The 14,685-nt window shown below is 73.4% G+C and carries 14 protein-coding genes; 4 read left to right on the forward strand and 10 right to left on the reverse strand.

Going from position 1 to position 14,685, the window contains the following annotated elements:
* Positions 1 to 207: 207 nt before the first annotated feature.
* The 5 genes from AAHZ94_RS13960 to AAHZ94_RS13980 all read right to left on the reverse strand — a co-directional run bounded on the left by AAHZ94_RS13960 (position 208) and on the right by AAHZ94_RS13980 (position 6,594).
* Entirely contained in the window at positions 208 to 1,062 is an 855-nt protein-coding gene (locus tag AAHZ94_RS13960) for an aldose epimerase family protein (protein WP_349993182.1), read from the reverse strand.
* Positions 1,063 to 1,461: 399 nt separating this feature from the next.
* Positions 1,462 to 2,670 carry an SRPBCC domain-containing protein gene (locus AAHZ94_RS13965; protein ID WP_349993183.1) on the reverse strand — a complete coding sequence of 403 codons (1,209 nt, stop codon included), beginning with the start codon at positions 2,668 to 2,670 and terminating at the stop codon, positions 1,462 to 1,464.
* A 411-nt stretch (positions 2,671 to 3,081) separates the two neighbouring features.
* The gene (locus AAHZ94_RS13970) at positions 3,082 to 4,836 is read right to left on the reverse strand and encodes a spermidine synthase (protein WP_349993184.1); all 1,755 of its coding nucleotides are present in this window, start codon (positions 4,834 to 4,836) and stop codon (positions 3,082 to 3,084) included.
* A 125-nt stretch (positions 4,837 to 4,961) separates the two neighbouring features.
* Positions 4,962 to 5,480: a DUF2617 family protein gene (locus tag AAHZ94_RS13975; RefSeq protein ID WP_349993185.1), complete on the reverse strand. Its 519-nt coding sequence runs from the start codon at positions 5,478 to 5,480 to the stop codon at positions 4,962 to 4,964.
* Between the two features lie 688 nt (positions 5,481 to 6,168).
* Complete coding sequence (locus tag AAHZ94_RS13980; RefSeq protein WP_349993186.1) at positions 6,169 to 6,594, reverse strand: hypothetical protein; 426 nt, start codon at positions 6,592 to 6,594, stop codon at positions 6,169 to 6,171.
* A gap of 405 nt (positions 6,595 to 6,999) precedes the next feature.
* On the opposite strand from AAHZ94_RS13980, the gene AAHZ94_RS13985 reads away from it, so the two are divergent.
* Positions 7,000 to 8,190 (forward strand): pyridoxal phosphate-dependent aminotransferase, encoded by a 1,191-nt coding sequence (locus AAHZ94_RS13985; RefSeq protein ID WP_349993187.1) that lies wholly within the window; start codon positions 7,000 to 7,002, stop codon positions 8,188 to 8,190.
* A gap of 143 nt (positions 8,191 to 8,333) precedes the next feature.
* Here the strand turns inward: AAHZ94_RS13985 and AAHZ94_RS13990 are convergent, their stop codons facing one another.
* From AAHZ94_RS13990 to AAHZ94_RS14010, 5 genes are all read right to left on the reverse strand, one after another.
* Entirely contained in the window at positions 8,334 to 8,888 is a 555-nt protein-coding gene (locus AAHZ94_RS13990; protein ID WP_349993188.1) for a Uma2 family endonuclease, read from the reverse strand.
* 191 nt (positions 8,889 to 9,079) lie between these two features.
* Positions 9,080 to 9,547 carry a prevent-host-death family protein gene (locus AAHZ94_RS13995; RefSeq protein ID WP_349993189.1) on the reverse strand — a complete coding sequence of 156 codons (468 nt, stop codon included), beginning with the start codon at positions 9,545 to 9,547 and terminating at the stop codon, positions 9,080 to 9,082.
* A gap of 560 nt (positions 9,548 to 10,107) precedes the next feature.
* Positions 10,108 to 10,275, reverse strand: a complete 168-nt coding sequence (locus AAHZ94_RS14000) for a hypothetical protein (protein ID WP_349993190.1) — start codon at positions 10,273 to 10,275, stop codon at positions 10,108 to 10,110.
* 161 nt (positions 10,276 to 10,436) lie between these two features.
* Positions 10,437 to 11,288 carry a 3-hydroxyacyl-CoA dehydrogenase family protein gene (locus AAHZ94_RS14005; protein WP_349993191.1) on the reverse strand — a complete coding sequence of 284 codons (852 nt, stop codon included), beginning with the start codon at positions 11,286 to 11,288 and terminating at the stop codon, positions 10,437 to 10,439.
* Positions 11,289 to 11,460: 172 nt separating this feature from the next.
* Entirely contained in the window at positions 11,461 to 12,102 is a 642-nt protein-coding gene (locus AAHZ94_RS14010) for a TetR/AcrR family transcriptional regulator (RefSeq protein ID WP_349993192.1), read from the reverse strand.
* Between the two features lie 80 nt (positions 12,103 to 12,182).
* Here AAHZ94_RS14010 and AAHZ94_RS14015 point away from each other — a divergent pair, with 80 nt between their 5' ends.
* The 3 genes from AAHZ94_RS14015 (at position 12,183) to AAHZ94_RS14025 (ending at position 14,490) form a co-directional block, all read left to right on the forward strand.
* On the forward strand, positions 12,183 to 12,965 hold the full coding sequence (locus AAHZ94_RS14015) for an ABC transporter ATP-binding protein (RefSeq protein ID WP_349993193.1): 783 nt from the start codon (positions 12,183 to 12,185) through the stop codon (positions 12,963 to 12,965).
* A 121-nt stretch (positions 12,966 to 13,086) separates the two neighbouring features.
* A complete protein-coding gene (locus AAHZ94_RS14020) occupies positions 13,087 to 13,881 on the forward strand; it encodes an ABC transporter permease (RefSeq protein WP_349993194.1) in 795 nt (264 codons plus the stop codon).
* A gap of 21 nt (positions 13,882 to 13,902) precedes the next feature.
* On the forward strand, positions 13,903 to 14,490 hold the full coding sequence (locus AAHZ94_RS14025; RefSeq protein ID WP_349993195.1) for a cob(I)yrinic acid a,c-diamide adenosyltransferase: 588 nt from the start codon (positions 13,903 to 13,905) through the stop codon (positions 14,488 to 14,490).
* Positions 14,491 to 14,685: the final 195 nt, after the last annotated feature.

The raw sequence follows: 14,685 nt of genomic DNA on the forward strand, positions 1-14,685 counted from the left end.
GGGCGCTCCGGGTGGCCGCGCGGGTGCTCCGGAGCCGGGGGCGCGCGGCCCCCGCGGGGGGGGGGGGCGCGGGGGGGGCGCGGGCGGGCGGGCCGCCGGGCCCGGGCCCCCCCGCCGGGGGGGGGGCGTGGGGGGGGTCGGCCGCGCGGGAGGGCTTCCGGACGAACGGGGGCGGGCCGGCGGGCCGGCGCCGCCCCGCCTCCGTCGCTACCCCCGCGGCCAACTCCAGGTCGTCGAGACCTCCAGCGGATCGATGGGCGTCACCAGGCGCGGCACCGTGTTGAGGCCGTTCGGCGGGCCCGACTGCGGCTCCACGCACACCGCGTCCGCGGGCTCGTCGTAGACCACGACCCACTCCGCGCCACTGGTGATCCGCAACTGCAACTGGGTGGGCCAGGTCAGCGTGACGTCCACGCCGTCCGGCATCCCGAAGCAGTCGTCCCAGGGGCCGGGCAGCGGGTCGATCCGCCGCCCGGTCGGCAGGTGGTCGGCGCCCCGCTCCTCCTGCCACTGCGGGTCGAACGCGATCTGCACCGGCGCCCCCGTCGGCCCCAACTCCCGCAGGAACCACGGGTGCCAGCCGGCCTGCGCCGGGAAGGAGTCGCCGCGCGTCTCCACGCCCATCGTCAGCTTCAGCGCGTCGTCGGACAGCTCGAAGGACTGGGTGACCCGGCCGGGGTAGGGCCATGGATCGGCGAGGTCGCAGTAGAAGGTGGCGGACCGTTCGTCGACGGCCGCGGTGCGCCACGGCTGGTCGCGCACGGTGCCGTGGATGGCGTGCGGGGCCGCGTTGATCGGCATCTGGTGCCGCCCCGCGCCGCCGCCGGCCGCGGGCCCCGCGACGAAGCTACGGAACTGGCCCAGCTCGATCCGCCCGCACCAGGGCGCCATCGGGAAGACGCCGTACCCGTCGCCCGGGCGCAGCACCTCCAGATCGTTGATGATCAGCGAACTGATCCGACAACCGGCGTCCGGATGGATCGTCAACTCGGCGCAGCCCGGCGCCACCAGCCGTACCGCGTGCGCCCCCGGGGCGCCGTCCGTGGTCTGTTGGGTGCTCACACCGCCGACCTTAACGGCGCACCGCCCGCACCGCCCGGCCGGACGCCGCGGGCCCACGGCCCACCCCACACCCAGCCCTCACACCCGGCCGCGCCCCGCCACCACCACCGTGCTTCCACCCGCCCGTACGCGCGACCCGCACGCCCCACGGCCGCGCGCCGCCCGTACCCCCGCCCCTCCTACGCCCCTGCACACACCCGCCGGTGCCGACATGGCCGTACGGGCCCTCGCCGTACGCGCGCCCCGCCGCGGTCCTGTGGTGCCGCGGCGCGGGCCGCCGTCCACCGCCGACCGACCCGGCCCGCGGGCGTACGCGGGCGGCGCACCGGTCGTACGCGGCGCGGCCACCGGGCCCGGCGCGCCCGGGCCGACCTCCGGCACGCCCTGCCGGGGCGGGGCCTACTTGCGCCGGCGGAGCACCCGTCCCACGACGACCGCCGAGGCGAGCACGGCAGCGGCAGCGGGCGCGGCCCAGCGCAGGGTGGCCACCGTGGAGGCAGTCTCGGGCGCGGGAACCGGCGCGTACCTGCCGCGCGGCGGGGCGTGGTCCACCTCCTCCGCGCTGCGGCCGATCATCGTCCGCCGGGCGTGCGCCGCCTCGGCCGGCGGCTCGTCCGCCGCGTCGTCATCGGGTACGGGGAAGTCGAGCCGTTCCAGCGAGGACGGCGGCACCTCGGTCTCGAACAGGGAGGCCCGCTCCGGGGCGGGGTCCGGGGCTGCGGCGGGCTTGGGGGCTGGCCCCGCCTTGGAGTTCGGCTCCGCCTCGGGGCTCGGCTCCGCCTTGGGGCCGGGTTCTGCCTCGGGGGCGGGTTCTGCCTCGGGGGCTGGCTCCGGATGCGGGTCTGACTCGGCCTTGGACGTGGGTTCGGCCTCGGGAGCCGGCCCCGCTTCGGGAGCTGGTTCCGTGGGGGAAGCCGGTTCTGCGTTGGGGGCCGGCTGTGCTTCGGAAGTTGGCTCCGCCTCAGGGCCCGGCTCGGCCCCGGAAGCCGCCGCCGCCTCGGGACCCGACTCCACCTCAAAGTCTTGCTGCGCTTCGGGGTCCGGCTCCGCCTCGGGAGCCACCCCCGCCCCCTCCGAATCGGTCCCACCCAGGTCGGTCTTCTCACCCGAGGCGGTCCCACCCACATCGGCCCCGCCCGAGGGAGACCCACCCACAGGAGCCCCGCCCCCGGTCGCCCACTCCGTGGCCAACTCCTCGCCGAACCGGTCGAGCAACCTACGGGCAGCCGCGGCCACCGTCTCCGCGTCGAACTCCGCGAGCCGACCGGCGTCCGCACCAGCCGCCAGCGCGCCGACACAGTGCAGCGTCGTACCGCCATCGGCCGCCTGCACCGTGACGACCAGCGTCACCGTCACCCCCGCGCCGCCGCGCGCCTCGGTGCCCTCGCCCGCGTACTCGACGCTGCCGTCGCGCTCGACGATGCGCAGCGCGCCGCGGTAGGTGATGGAGGAGCCCCCGATGCGCAGCCGGAGCCGTCCGGCGCCCTCCCCCGCCGCGGCCTCGTCGGCGCGCTGGAACCCGGGGAGGCAACGGGCGATGCGCGCGGGCTCGATGAGCGCGCGCCGTACGGCGGCTACGGGAACCGGAACGAACACCTCATGCTCCATGGCCCCGAGCGTACTCATCTCGTACGAGATCAGACATCGCCCGGCACACATTCGCCACGCGCCGCGGCCCGGTCCCGCCCCGCCGACGACACACCGTCACGCCGCCCCGCCAACCACCACCGTACGTGACATGGCTCCAACAAAATCCACCCCGCCCGACCACCTCGCCCACCCGCGTCCCCACACCCCCGCCTCACCCACACGCCCCCACACCCATCCATCCCGTACCCACCCCGCACAACCCACCCGCTCACCCCACCCACCCGACCAACCCAACACCCACCCCACCCCACCCCACCGGACGAACCACCCAACCGCCACCCACCCAGCCGACCAACCCCACGCAACCCCGCCCCACCCCACGCGACCCCAGCCACCCCGGCACTCCCCTGCGCACGGCCTCCCGCCCCCTCACCCGTACCGCGGATGCGTCAGCGTGGAGACCGGTGCGTCAGTGCGGCGGGCGCGCTCCGCCGCCCGGGCCGCGGCGCGCAGCGCCTCGGGGGTGAGCGAGCGCAGGGCCGGGCGGTGCGGCGGTAGCCGCAGGTCAGGGCGGTCGCGGGCGGCAAGGACGAAGCCCCAGTCGCCGTCCGGTGCGGCGCCGGACGGCACCCGGTCGGGCCCGGCTCCACACCGCCCGAGCCGCCCCGGCATCCGGTACGGCGCGGTGCGCAGCCCCACCGACCGCACGGTCGCCTCCACCGTCCAGTACTCCCGGGGGCGCGCGCCCACCGTGCCCGCGTGCACGGCCAGCCGCGCACCGGGCCGCAACACCCGCTGCACCAGACCGTAGAACTCCTGCGAGTACAGCTTCGTGCTCGCCGTGAGACCGGGGTCGGGCAGGTCGCTGAGGACCACGTCATAGCCGCCGCCCGGCCGGCCGGCGACGCTCGGCCCGCTCGGCCGGGCGTGCCCGCGCAGCCAACTGAAGGCGTCGGCGGTCACCACCCGCACCCGAGGATCGCGGTACGCGTTCCGGTTGAGCAGGCTGAGCCCCGGGTCCGTACGGGCCAACTCGACCATGTCGCCGTCGAGTTCGACCACGGTGACGGCCCGCACCCCCGGATAGCGCAGCACCTCGCGCAGCGCCAGGCCGTCGCCGCCGCCGAGGATCAGCACCCGGTCGTGCGGGCCGGCCATCGCCGGATGGACCAGGGCCTCGTGGTAGCGGAACTCGTCCCGCTCGCTGACCCGCAGCTTGCCGTTGAGGTAGAGCGCGAGCGGCGTCCGACCCTGCTCCGGAGGGCTCCCCGGCGCGCCGTGCGGGCCACCCGCGCCGGCGGCAACCCCCGGCGCGAGGTGCGGGCCCAGCGCCGGCCCAGGGCTCGGCCCGGCCGGCACCCCACCGGTGATGACGACCTCCTGCACATCGGTGTGGAGCGCCACCCGCACATCGGGCCCGTACACCGCCCGCCGCGCCGCCCGTTCGAACGTGCTGGTCAGCGCCGCGCCGCTGGCCAGCATCAGCAGGACGAGCCCGTTCGCGGCGATCAGTACGCAGCGCCCGCGCGCTGTCAGGTCCTGCCGGAACAGCCACAGCACCAACGCCCCGCCGACCAGCGCGTTGACCACCCCGGTGAGCAGCGCCCCCATGAGCTGACCGAGCCGCGGCAGCAGCAGGAAGGGGAAGGCCAGGCCGCCGACGAGCGCGCCCACGTAGTCGGCGGCGAACAGGTCGGCCACCGCGCCCCCCGCGTCCTGCCGGCGCACCCGCTGGATCAACACCATCAGCAGCGGCACCTCGGCCCCGATCAGCACACCGATCGCCAACGAGAAGCCCACCAGGGCGAGTCGGGTGCTGGCGCCCCAGGCGAAGCACGCGTACAGCGCCATCGCGGAGACCCCGCCGACCAGCGCGAGCAGCGACTCGACGACCCCGAAGGCCAGCGCCGCGCGCCGCCGCAGCCGCTTGGCCAGCAGCGACCCGGTGCCCATCGCGAACACCATCAAGGACAGCACGATGGACGCCTGTGTCACCGAGTCGCCGATCAAGTACGAGGCGAGGGCGACGAGTTCGAGCTCGTACACCAGGCCGCAGGCCGCGCATATGAAGACGGTGGCGAGGATGGCGAAGCGACCGATCGAGACCGGGACCCGCGGCGCTCCCGCCGGCTCCGTCGGTTGCTCCTCGGCGACGGACACAAGAGGTACCGGCGGGTCGATCATGGGGTGAACGTTACGTTACCCCTGTCTCGCCATTGGTCACTCACACGGGGGGAATGCATCGCATTCCCGGGCGAGTTGAGGTTCAACCGCGCCTCATCCGGGCAACCATGAACGCCCGCGCGCGGCTACAGCGCCGCCACCACCCGCGCGCCGAGTCGCGTCCGCGTGGTGACCAGACATCCTTCCTGCGGGTAGGCGTGCCAGGTGCGCCAGCCGACCTGCCCTTCGCGCCGCTGGGCCAGCATGGCGGTGAACGCGTGCGGGCTGCCGGGGAAGGTGCCCGCGAGGCCGTGCGGATGGTCGGCGACCAGCGCGAGCAACTCCTGCGCCCGGCCGGCGAAGGACCCGCGGGAAAGGGTCTCGATGCGCGCCGCGAACTCGTACTCCCGGCCGTCGACGAGCTTGGAGACACCCAGCGGGAGGGGAGTGCTGCTACCGGGCATACATGCCACCGTCTCCGAACAGTTTCCGTCGCGCCCGTCGAGGAGGACCTGGTGCGAGGCGCCGAGCAGCCGTAACTGGAGGGCGGCTTCGCCAAGTCTCAGGTCGAGCACGGCGAGCGCGGGCTGCGGCTCGCGCCCTAGGCACCAGGCGAGGTCGGCGGCGCGGGTATCGGTATAGGCAGTCTTGAGGGTCGTGAGCATGGGTCGGCTCCGCAAGCACGCAATGGAAGGTGGGCCGGCCCTTACCCCTCAAAGGGCGACCCCATTCCACAGGAGGACCATGGGGTCACTATGCGCCGGCTGCTGACCACGTGGGGTCCGTGGGGTCCATAGGGTCCGAGAGACACGGAATCATGAAATGCGGGGCGGCACAGCCTTTTTACCCATCTTCGCTAGGTTTCCATCCCCCCGAGCGCCCCTCAGATCAATTGTTCAACGCTTGAGCGCCCGGCCTGCCGTAGCCCGCCGGGCGCATATGCAAAACGGTACGACCCCGCCCCATTACCGGTCTTCAGCCACCGCCCCCGCCACCGCCCCCGCCGCCCCCGCCCCCGCCGCCGCCCCTGCCGCCGCCGCAGGACGATCCGGAACTGCATGAGGAACCGGAACTGCACGAGTAGCCGGCCCCGCCGCAGGAGGCGCCACTGCCGCCGTTGCCGCCGGTGCCGCCCGATCCCCACCCGCCGTCGCGCCGGCGAGCCTGCTCCTCCGCCGAGCCCCCGCCGAGCCACTTGGCCCGGTCCGCCGGGCCGCCGCCCGGCCTGCGGGCCGCGCCCACGACGACGCTCACCACCAGGATGATCACCAAACACACCACAACACCCATGTCCGTACTGTCCTTTCGTCCCCCGTGGTGGCCGGCGTGGCCACCGAAGCGAGAACGGCCCCGTCAGGGCGCCGTCACCGTTGTCAAGCATGCGAGCCGCGGAGCCGCTGGGGCGTACGAGCCGCCGAGCGGCCGGGCCGCGGGGCCGCAGTGCCACTGAGCCGCGGAGTCGCTCAACCCCTGAGGCGCAGCGCCGCAGAGCCGCTGAGCTGCCGGGATGGCGCGATGCCAAGACACCGGGAGCCGGGACGCCGCCGACCGCCGTAGCGCCGGAACCGGCCGATGTGGCGGGCCCCCCCGGGGGGCGGGGGGGGGGGGCCCGGGGGGGGGGCGCGGGGCCCGGGCCCCCCCCCCCCCCCCCCCCCCCCCCCCCCCCCCCCCCCCCCCCCGCCCCCCCCGGCGCGGCCCCCCCCCGGGGGGGGGGGGCGGCCCCCCCCCCCCCGTGGGGTCCAGCGTGCGACGGGCCGACACCCCCGCGGCCCCCGTCACTCCGCTCCCCACCGCCCCCGTCCCCCGTTGTCCCCCCGTTGTCCCCCGTTGCTCTCAGCCCCCGTGTCCCCGTTGCCCCCGTTGCCCCGTAGATTCCGGACTTTCGCTCTTTATCGATACCTGTGTACTTATTGCTGGAGAGGTCGTCAGGAAAATCCGCCCGATGGTGCGTGCGCCGTGCGGTGTTACGAAGTCCGCGATACGGAGTCCGCGTAACGCGACCGCGGAACACCCCCGTGTATCGCGGCCCGCGGAACACGCCCGCAAAGCACTGTCGTACGCACGAAGGTCTGCCGCTGGGATGCAGCCGGACGGAAGTCTCCTCGTGTCTGTGCTGATGCCCGGGGCCTTTCCTGGCCAAAGCAGAGTTGAGCAAATCCAGAGGTTCGGCGCAGGATGTGCCGTATGAAGCGACCGCCGCTCAACCGCCGTCTCGCCGAATTCGGTACGACGATCTTCGCCGAGATGTCCGCCCTCGCCGCGCGCACCGGCGCCATCAACCTCGGGCAGGGCTTCCCCGACACCGATGGCCCCGACGAGGTCAGGGAGGCGGCCGTGCGTGCGCTGCGCGACGGCCGGGGCAACCAGTACCCCCCGGGCCCCGGCGTGCCCGAACTGCGCACCGCCGTCAGCGCACACCAACAGCGCAGGTACGGCCTGGAGTACGACCCCGACACCGAGGTCCTGATCACCGCGGGCGCCACCGAGGCGCTGGCCGCGTCGCTGCTCGCGCTGCTGGAGCCGGGCGACGAGGTCATCGCGCTTGAGCCGTACTACGACTCGTACGCGGCCGGCATCGCGATGGCCGGCGGCACCCGGGTCCCGGTCACCCTGCGCCCGGACACCGAGGCCGGCCGCTACCGCCTCGACCTGGACGAACTGCGGGACGCGGTCACCGACGACACCCGCCTCATCCTGCTCAACACCCCGCACAACCCCACCGGCACGGTGCTGACCCGCGAGGAGTTGGCCGCGGTCGCCCAACTCGCCTGCGAGCGCGACCTGTACGTCGTCACGGACGAGGTGTACGAACACCTGGTCTTCGACGGCGAGCACCTGCCGCTGGCGTCGTTCCCCGGCATGCGGGAGCGGACGGTGAGCATCAGCTCGGCCGGCAAGACGTTCTCGTTCACCGGCTGGAAGGTCGGCTGGGTCACCGGGGCGCCCGAACTCCTCGCGGCGGTCCGCTCGGCCAAGCAGTACCTGACGTTCGTGGCCTCCGGCCCGTTCCAGTACGCGGTCGCCGAGGCGCTCGCCCTGCCCGACGCGTACTTCACCGCACTCCGCGACGACCTGGCCGCCAAGCGGGACCTCCTCGCGGACGGCCTGACCGCGGCCGGCTTCGGCGTCTACCGCCCCGCCGGCACGTACTTCATCACCACCGACATCCGCCCCCTCGGCCCCGGGGCCGGCGCGGACGGCGACGGCTTCGCCTTCTGCCGCAGCCTCCCCGAACGCTGCGGCGTGGTCGCCATCCCCAACGCGGTCTTCTACGACCACCGCGACCAGGGCGCACCGTTCGTACGCTTCGCGTTCTGCAAGCAGAAGGACGTCCTCGCCGAGGCCGTGAGCCGACTCGGCCGCCTCGCGTCCTGACCGCACCTGCGCCGTGCGCCACCGCGTACGGCGCAGTGCTCGCGCCCCGGCCCCGGCCTCCGACGGCTACGGCCGCGGGTGGTTCCGCCGACCCTCAGCGCCACGGCCCCCGGCCCTGCCCCAGGCCGCGCCGGAACATCCGGTCAGCGAACGCCCCCATCGAGCTCAGGGCGCGGGAGCTCGTCGAGGTCGAGGGTGAAGGTCCGGCCGTCCGCCAGGGAGATGGGGAGCTTGCCGGTGCCGTACTTGTGGGTGTGTGCGGCGATGTATCCGTCGCCGGTCGGTTGGGTGTGAAGGACCACTTCCTGCGCGTAGGGGTCCACCACCAGGTAGATCGGGATGCCGTAACGGCCGTACTTCGCGGTGCAGTCGTCGTAGTCCTTGCGTGCCGAGGAGGTCGAGACCACCTCGGAGATGAGCAGGACGTCGGCGAAGCTGTAGCGCTTGCCGTCGCGGCGGGCGTCCTCGCGGAGGATCGCCAGGTCAGGGGCGGAGTTCTCGTCGGCGGGGAAGTCGATGTAGACGTCGGACGTGACCTTCGCATGACGGCCGAGAGCGAGAGCGGAATCGATCTGCATCGATCGGATGGTGCTGGAGTGCTCTTCGCTCTGCGGGGTCATGATCACCTTTCCATCGGCCCCGAAGAGGACCGTGTAACCCGCGGGGAACTCGGTGTGCACCATCGCCTCGGCGCTCATGGACGGCTCCTTCCCGTGTGCAGCCAGGATACGGCGGACTCCTTCCCACTACCGAGCCCTCGTCCTCGTCCGCCCGGTACTTGAGGAGGCGGTGACCCGGCTCAAGGGGTTGGTGGGGTGAGGGGCGGGGCGGCAGGGTTGGTCGGGGCACCGGTCGGAGTGGGGGCATCGTGCGGCCACGGCCCTGGGGGTCAGGCCCCGTTCGGCGGCCGGGGTGGGTCGGTGGGTGGCTCCGGGGCGACGTTGGTAGCGGCCGTGGCGCGCCATGAGGTGATCACGCGCCGTACGGCGTCGCCCGCGCCGGGGTCGGTGACCTCGGCCAGCGCCGCCAGCAGCTCGCCGGCGAACGCGCTCCCCTCGTCGACCCCGAGGTGACGCGCCCACGGGTACACCTCCACGAGCGCGGGCAGCAGCGCCGCCGCTGCGCCATCCTGCCGCATCAGGGCCAGCGAGAGCCGCGCGACAACGGTCAGGCCCTCCACGTCGTACGCCTCGTGCGCGGCCGTGGCCAGCACCAGATCGGGCGCGCCCGGATCGGTGATGCGGAGCCGCCCCAGGGTGGCGACCCGGGCGACGACGCCCTCCGGGTCGCGGGAGAGTTCGCTGACGGCGACGGATTCCCTCTCGGCCGCCCCCGTCACGGTGGTCACGGTGGTCATGACCCCAGTGTGATCGGTACGCGGACGGCATGTCGCTCCCCCGGCCCACCTGTCACCCTCACAGGTACGTCCCCCACCAGCGCCCCGAGGCACGCCCCGCACCACTCCTGACGGCCCGCCCGCCCCGCACACCCCACCCGCCCAAGTCATCGGCATACGCCAGTGGCGAGAGGAACTAGACGTACCGCTGGCGTAGCGCGTAGGGCGGAGGCGCAGTCGTCCGTAGTGGCTTAGACGGGGGCGTACGCCGGGCGCTCTGATGGGCGTACGTTTGCGCGCGGCCGGGCCGTAGGCGTCACAGCCGCCACAGGGGGTGGCTGCTGCCGCAGGGTGCGCAGGGGACACGGTGTTCTTGTCGCTTCGGGGGGTGGTGGGCCCTGACCTGCCCGCGCCCCCGCCCGTTCCCCCGGTGTACGGGCGTCAGTGCCCCATTCGCCGCGTCCCGGTCGCGGGTGGCGGGTGGGTGCCGCATGGTGGGGAGGGTCGGGCCCCCGCCTGCATTCCCGGGGGCCCGACCCTTGTGTGGGTGTGGGTGGCTGGGCGGCGGTTGCTGGGGTGGCTCAGAGGTGGCTGGTTGAGGCGGGTTGCTTGCCCGGGGGCGCCGGGCGGTCGGCGAAGGCGATCACGTGCCAGCCGTCTCCCGCGCGCAGCACCGTGAAGGTCTCGTGCATCGGCACGCCCGCCCCGTCCTCGGCCGTGAGCTTGGCCGAGGCCACGTCCGGACCCATGCCGAAGCTGAGCAGCCAACGCGACAGGGGCCCTGGAGCGCCGCCGCCCCGGAGGGCGGCCCGCGCTCATCGGGCCCCTGTCGTCGTGCCTAGCTGTGCTGCCGTGGGGGGGGGGCGCCCCCCCCCCCCCCGGCCGCCCGGGTCCTGGTGGCCGCGAGGGCTTAGCCGTGCGAGTAGAAGCCGTGGCCGGTCTTGCGGCCGAAGTCGCCCGCGTCGACCATGCGGCGCATGACCTCCGGCGGGGCGAACTTCTCGTCCTGGGACTCGGTGTAGATGTTCTCGGTGGCGTGCAGCAGGATGTCGACGCCGGTCAGGTCGGCGGTGGCCAGCGGCCCCATCGCATGGCCGAAGCCGAGCTTGCAGGCGGTGTCGATGTCCTCGGCGCTGGCCACGCCGGACTCGTACAGCTTGGCCGCCTCGACCACCAGGGCCGAGATCAGCCGGGTGGTGACGAAGCCGGCCACGTCGCGGTTGACGACCACACAGGTCTTGCCGATGCCCTCGGCGAACGCGCGGGCGGCGGCGAGGGTTTCGTCGCTGGTCTTGTAGCCGCGGACGAGTTCACACAGCGCCATCAGCGGCACCGGCGAGAAGAAGTGCGTGCCGACCACGCGCTCCGGCCGGGAGGTGGCCGCCGCGATCTTGGTGATCGGGATGGCGGAGGTGTTGGACGCGAGGATCGTCTCGTCCTTGACCAGGCCGTCGAGGGTGGCGAAGATCTCCCGCTTGACCTCGATCTTCTCGAAGACCGCCTCCACCACGATGTCCGCGTCGGCGGCGGCGTCGAGGTCGGTGGTGGTGGTGATGCGGGCCAGCGCCTGCTCGGCGGCGTCGGCCTCCAGCTTGCCCTTGGAGACGAACTTCGCATACGACGCCTCGATGCCGTCCTTGCCCCGCTTCAGGGCGGCGTCCGTCACATCGCGCAGCACGACCTCCCAGCCCGCCTGGGCCGAGACCTGAGCGATGCCGGAACCCATGAGTCCGGCCCCGATGACGGCGAGCTTCTTGGCCACTGCGTCTCCCTTACCTGCCGGGGGCCGCGGCGCCCCCACCCTTCACTGGATTTTCGGCTGTGAGGCGGACCTTAGCGGGCGCCAGGGCCCCGGGGGCAGCGGAAGAGATGCGCGTCACGTCTCACATGACGGACCTCACACCGGCGGCGGGCCGTGGCGCGCCGTACCGCCGTCACCCGGCGGGCCGCACCGCGTAGTTGAGGACGGTCTCGCCGAGCAGGTCCTCCATCTCGTCGAGCAGGACCAGTGCTTCGCGGGAGACTTCGGCGGCCTCGCGCCCGGCCATCATCTCGCGGCCGATGAAGGCCATCAGGGTGCTCTGCACCCAGGCGATCTGACCGCCGACCAGCAGCGGCAGCAGGTCGCCCGGGCCGGCCCCGCACTCCTCGCGCAGTGCGGCCACCACCGCCTCGTTCACCTCCTGCTGGAGGTACCACAGGCGGGCCTTGAGGGTGTGCGCGTCCTGGATGACGCGCATGAAGGCGGCGTACCCGGCGAACAGGCCGACGACGGGCGAGACGGCCTCCACCTCGGCCCTGAACTGGCGCAGCACGCCGCGCATCGCCGACTCGCCCGCCGCGCGACCGCGCACGTACCGCGGCAGCCGGTCCACGACGCCGGCGCTGCGGTCGAAGAACAGGTCCTCCTTGGCCGGGAAGTAGTTGTAGACGGTGTTGACGGAGACGTCGGCCGCACCGGCGATCTCCGCGATCGTCACCGCGTCGAAGCCGCGCTCCAGGAAGAGCCCGGTGGCCACGTCCGAGATGTGCTGCCGCGTCTGCCGCTTCTTCCGCTCCCTGAGCCCTTCTGCCATGCCGCCATCGTACGCACGGCTGGGCATCCACCAATTTTGGAGTCATTGCAAAAATTAAGAGTCTCTGTTTTTCTGGGGCCATGGCAATCATCAGTACGGCCGGCCTGGCCCGTACGTTCACCACCAAGCACGGCGCGGTGGAGGCGGTGCGCGGCATCGACCTGACCGTCGCGCCCGGCGAGATCGTCGGCTTCCTCGGCCCCAACGGCGCCGGCAAGACCACCACGCTGCGGATGCTCACCACGCTGCTGCGCCCCACCGGCGGCGCCGCCACCGTCGCCGGCTGCGACCTGCTCAACGACCCGGCCGGAGTGCGGCGCAACAGCGGGTACGTGGCCCAGTCCGGCGGCGTCGCCCCCCATCTGACGGTGCGCGAAGAGCTGGTCACCCAGGGCCGCCTCTACCGACTGTCGAAGGCCGAAGCCGCCTCCCGGGCGGCCGAGTTGGCGACCGACCTCGGTCTCGTGGAGCTGCTCGACCGGCCGGTGCGCACCCTCTCCGGCGGCCAGCGGCGGCGGCTCGACATCGCGATGGGCCTCACCCACCGGCCCGTCGTGCTCTTCCTCGACGAGCCGACGACCGGCCTCGATCCGGGCAGCCGTACGGACCTGTGGGAGCTGGTCCGCCGGGTCCGCGCCGACCTGGGCACCACGGTCGTCCTCACCACGCACTACCTGGACGAGGCCGACGCGCTCGCCGACCGCCTGGTGGTCGTGGACGGCGGCGTGGTGGTGGCCGACGGCACCCCGCGCGAGCTCAAGCAGCGCCACGCGGGCTCGCCCGACGCCCCGCTCCAGGACGCCTTCCTGGCCATCACCGGACGCGGCATCACCCCGGACGAACCGGCCCCCGCCACCGTCTGACCCGCGCCGCGCGCCGATCCGCAGCAACAGCCCCGTACGACATCTCCCGTACGCACCGCCCCCGTGTGCCCCGCCCCGCACGTCCCGCACACACCGCACGCATCCCCGAGGAGCAGCCCGCATGTCCGCCGCAGCGTCCGCCGCCGCGCCATCCGCCGCCCTGTCCACCCTGGTCTCCGACACCGCGCTGATCTTCGGGAGGTACGCGCGGCAGACCCTCAGGTCCCGCTTCCAGATGCTCTTCGGCATCCTGATGCCCCTGCTGTACCTGCTCTTCTTCGGGCCGCTGCTCACCGATCTGCCGCTCGGTTCGCGCGGCGACTCCTGGCAGGTCCTGGTGCCGGGGCTGCTGCTGCAACTCGGGCTCTTCGGCGCCTCGTACACCGGCTTCGCGGTGCTCATCGACAAGCAGTCGGGGGTGGTGGAGCGGATGCGGGTGACGCCGGTCAGCCGGCTGGCGCTGCTGCTGGGGCGGGTGTTGCGGGACGCGGCGCTGTTCGTCTTCCAGGCCGTGCTGCTGATCGGCGCAGCGCTCGCGATGGGGTTGCGCGCGCCGGTGGTCGGAGTGCTGATCGGCCTGGCCTTCGTCGCCGTGCTCACCGTGTCGCTGGCCTCGCTGTCGTACGCGCTGGCCGTCAAGGTCAACACGCCCCAGGAGTTCGGGCCCACGGTCAACTCGCTGACCATGCCGGCCATGCTGCTGTCGGGGCTGATGCTGCCCATGTCGCTGGCCCCCGGCTGGCTCGACGCGCTCTCGCACGTGATGCCGTTCCGCTACCTGGTGGACGCCGTACGGGCCGCGTTCGTCGGTGACTACGCCAGTCCGCAGATGCTGTACGGAACGCTGGTGGGGCTCGGGTTCGCGGCGCTGACCATGGGCATCGGCACCCGGGTGTTCACCTCGGCCGGCTCCTGACCGGATGGTTACGCTCACCCCATGGTCAATCTGACGCGCATCTACACCCGCACCGGCGACAAGGGCACGACCGCGCTCGGCGACATGAGCCGCACCGCCAAGACCGACGTCCGCATTGCGGCGTACGCCGACGCGAACGAGGCCAACGCCGCCATCGGCGTGGCCATCGCGCTCGGCTCGCTCCCCGACGAGGTGGTCGGCGTGCTCGTCCGGGTGCAGAACGACCTCTTCGACGTGGGGGCCGATCTGTGCACCCCGGTGGTGGAGAACCCCGAGCACCCGCCGCTGCGGGTCGAGCAGTCCTACATCGACCGCTTGGAGGCCGACTGCGACACCTTCCTGGCCGACCTGGACAAGTTGCGGAGCTTCATCCTGCCGGGCGGCACCCCGGGCGCGGCCCTGCTGCACCAGGCGTGCACGGTGGTGCGCCGCGCGGAGCGCTCCACCTGGGCCGCGCTCGCCGAGCACCGCTCGGTCGAGGACGGCGGCACCATGAACGTCCTCACCGCGACCTACCTCAACCGCCTCTCCGACCTGCTGTTCATCCTGGCCCGCACGGCGAACAAGGAGACCGGCGACGTGCTCTGGGTCCCGGGCGGCCAACGCTGAGCGAGCGGTGAGCGGGGCCGGGGGCCGAGGCGGTGTGCTCGTCCGCACCGGCTGTACGGGCTGTACGGGTGGGCTCCGCGGCAGGTGTACGGACGAGCCCTCGCGGTGCGCGTAGGGCTGGCCTTGACGACAGGTCGTACGGGCGGACCCTCCGCGGCGGACGAACGGGCCCGCTCTCCGCGGCGGGCATACGGG

Source organism: Streptomyces sp. HSW2009 (genome assembly GCF_040240285.1).
Taxonomy (GTDB): domain Bacteria; phylum Actinomycetota; class Actinomycetes; order Streptomycetales; family Streptomycetaceae; genus Streptomyces.

What these genes read in the sequence shown, in the direction of transcription:
- AAHZ94_RS13985 (WP_349993187.1), top strand. Translation starts at nt 7,000, where the DNA reads ATGAAGCGACCGCCGCTCAACCGCCGTCTCGCCGAATTCGGTACGACG.
- AAHZ94_RS14010 (WP_349993192.1), bottom strand. Translation starts at nt 12,102, where the DNA reads ATGGCAGAAGGGCTCAGGGAGCGGAAGAAGCGGCAGACGCGGCAGCAC.
- AAHZ94_RS14015 (WP_349993193.1), top strand. Translation starts at nt 12,183, where the DNA reads ATGGCAATCATCAGTACGGCCGGCCTGGCCCGTACGTTCACCACCAAG.
- AAHZ94_RS14025 (WP_349993195.1), top strand. Translation starts at nt 13,903, where the DNA reads ATGGTCAATCTGACGCGCATCTACACCCGCACCGGCGACAAGGGCACG.
- AAHZ94_RS13970 (WP_349993184.1), bottom strand. Translation starts at nt 4,836, where the DNA reads ATGATCGACCCGCCGGTACCTCTTGTGTCCGTCGCCGAGGAGCAACCG.
- AAHZ94_RS14020 (WP_349993194.1), top strand. Translation starts at nt 13,087, where the DNA reads ATGTCCGCCGCAGCGTCCGCCGCCGCGCCATCCGCCGCCCTGTCCACC.
- AAHZ94_RS13975 (WP_349993185.1), bottom strand. Translation starts at nt 5,480, where the DNA reads ATGCTCACGACCCTCAAGACTGCCTATACCGATACCCGCGCCGCCGAC.
- AAHZ94_RS14000 (WP_349993190.1), bottom strand. Translation starts at nt 10,275, where the DNA reads ATGGGTCCGGACGTGGCCTCGGCCAAGCTCACGGCCGAGGACGGGGCG.
- AAHZ94_RS13990 (WP_349993188.1), bottom strand. Translation starts at nt 8,888, where the DNA reads ATGAGCGCCGAGGCGATGGTGCACACCGAGTTCCCCGCGGGTTACACG.
- AAHZ94_RS13965 (WP_349993183.1), bottom strand. Translation starts at nt 2,670, where the DNA reads ATGGAGCATGAGGTGTTCGTTCCGGTTCCCGTAGCCGCCGTACGGCGC.
- AAHZ94_RS13995 (WP_349993189.1), bottom strand. Translation starts at nt 9,547, where the DNA reads ATGACCACCGTGACCACCGTGACGGGGGCGGCCGAGAGGGAATCCGTC.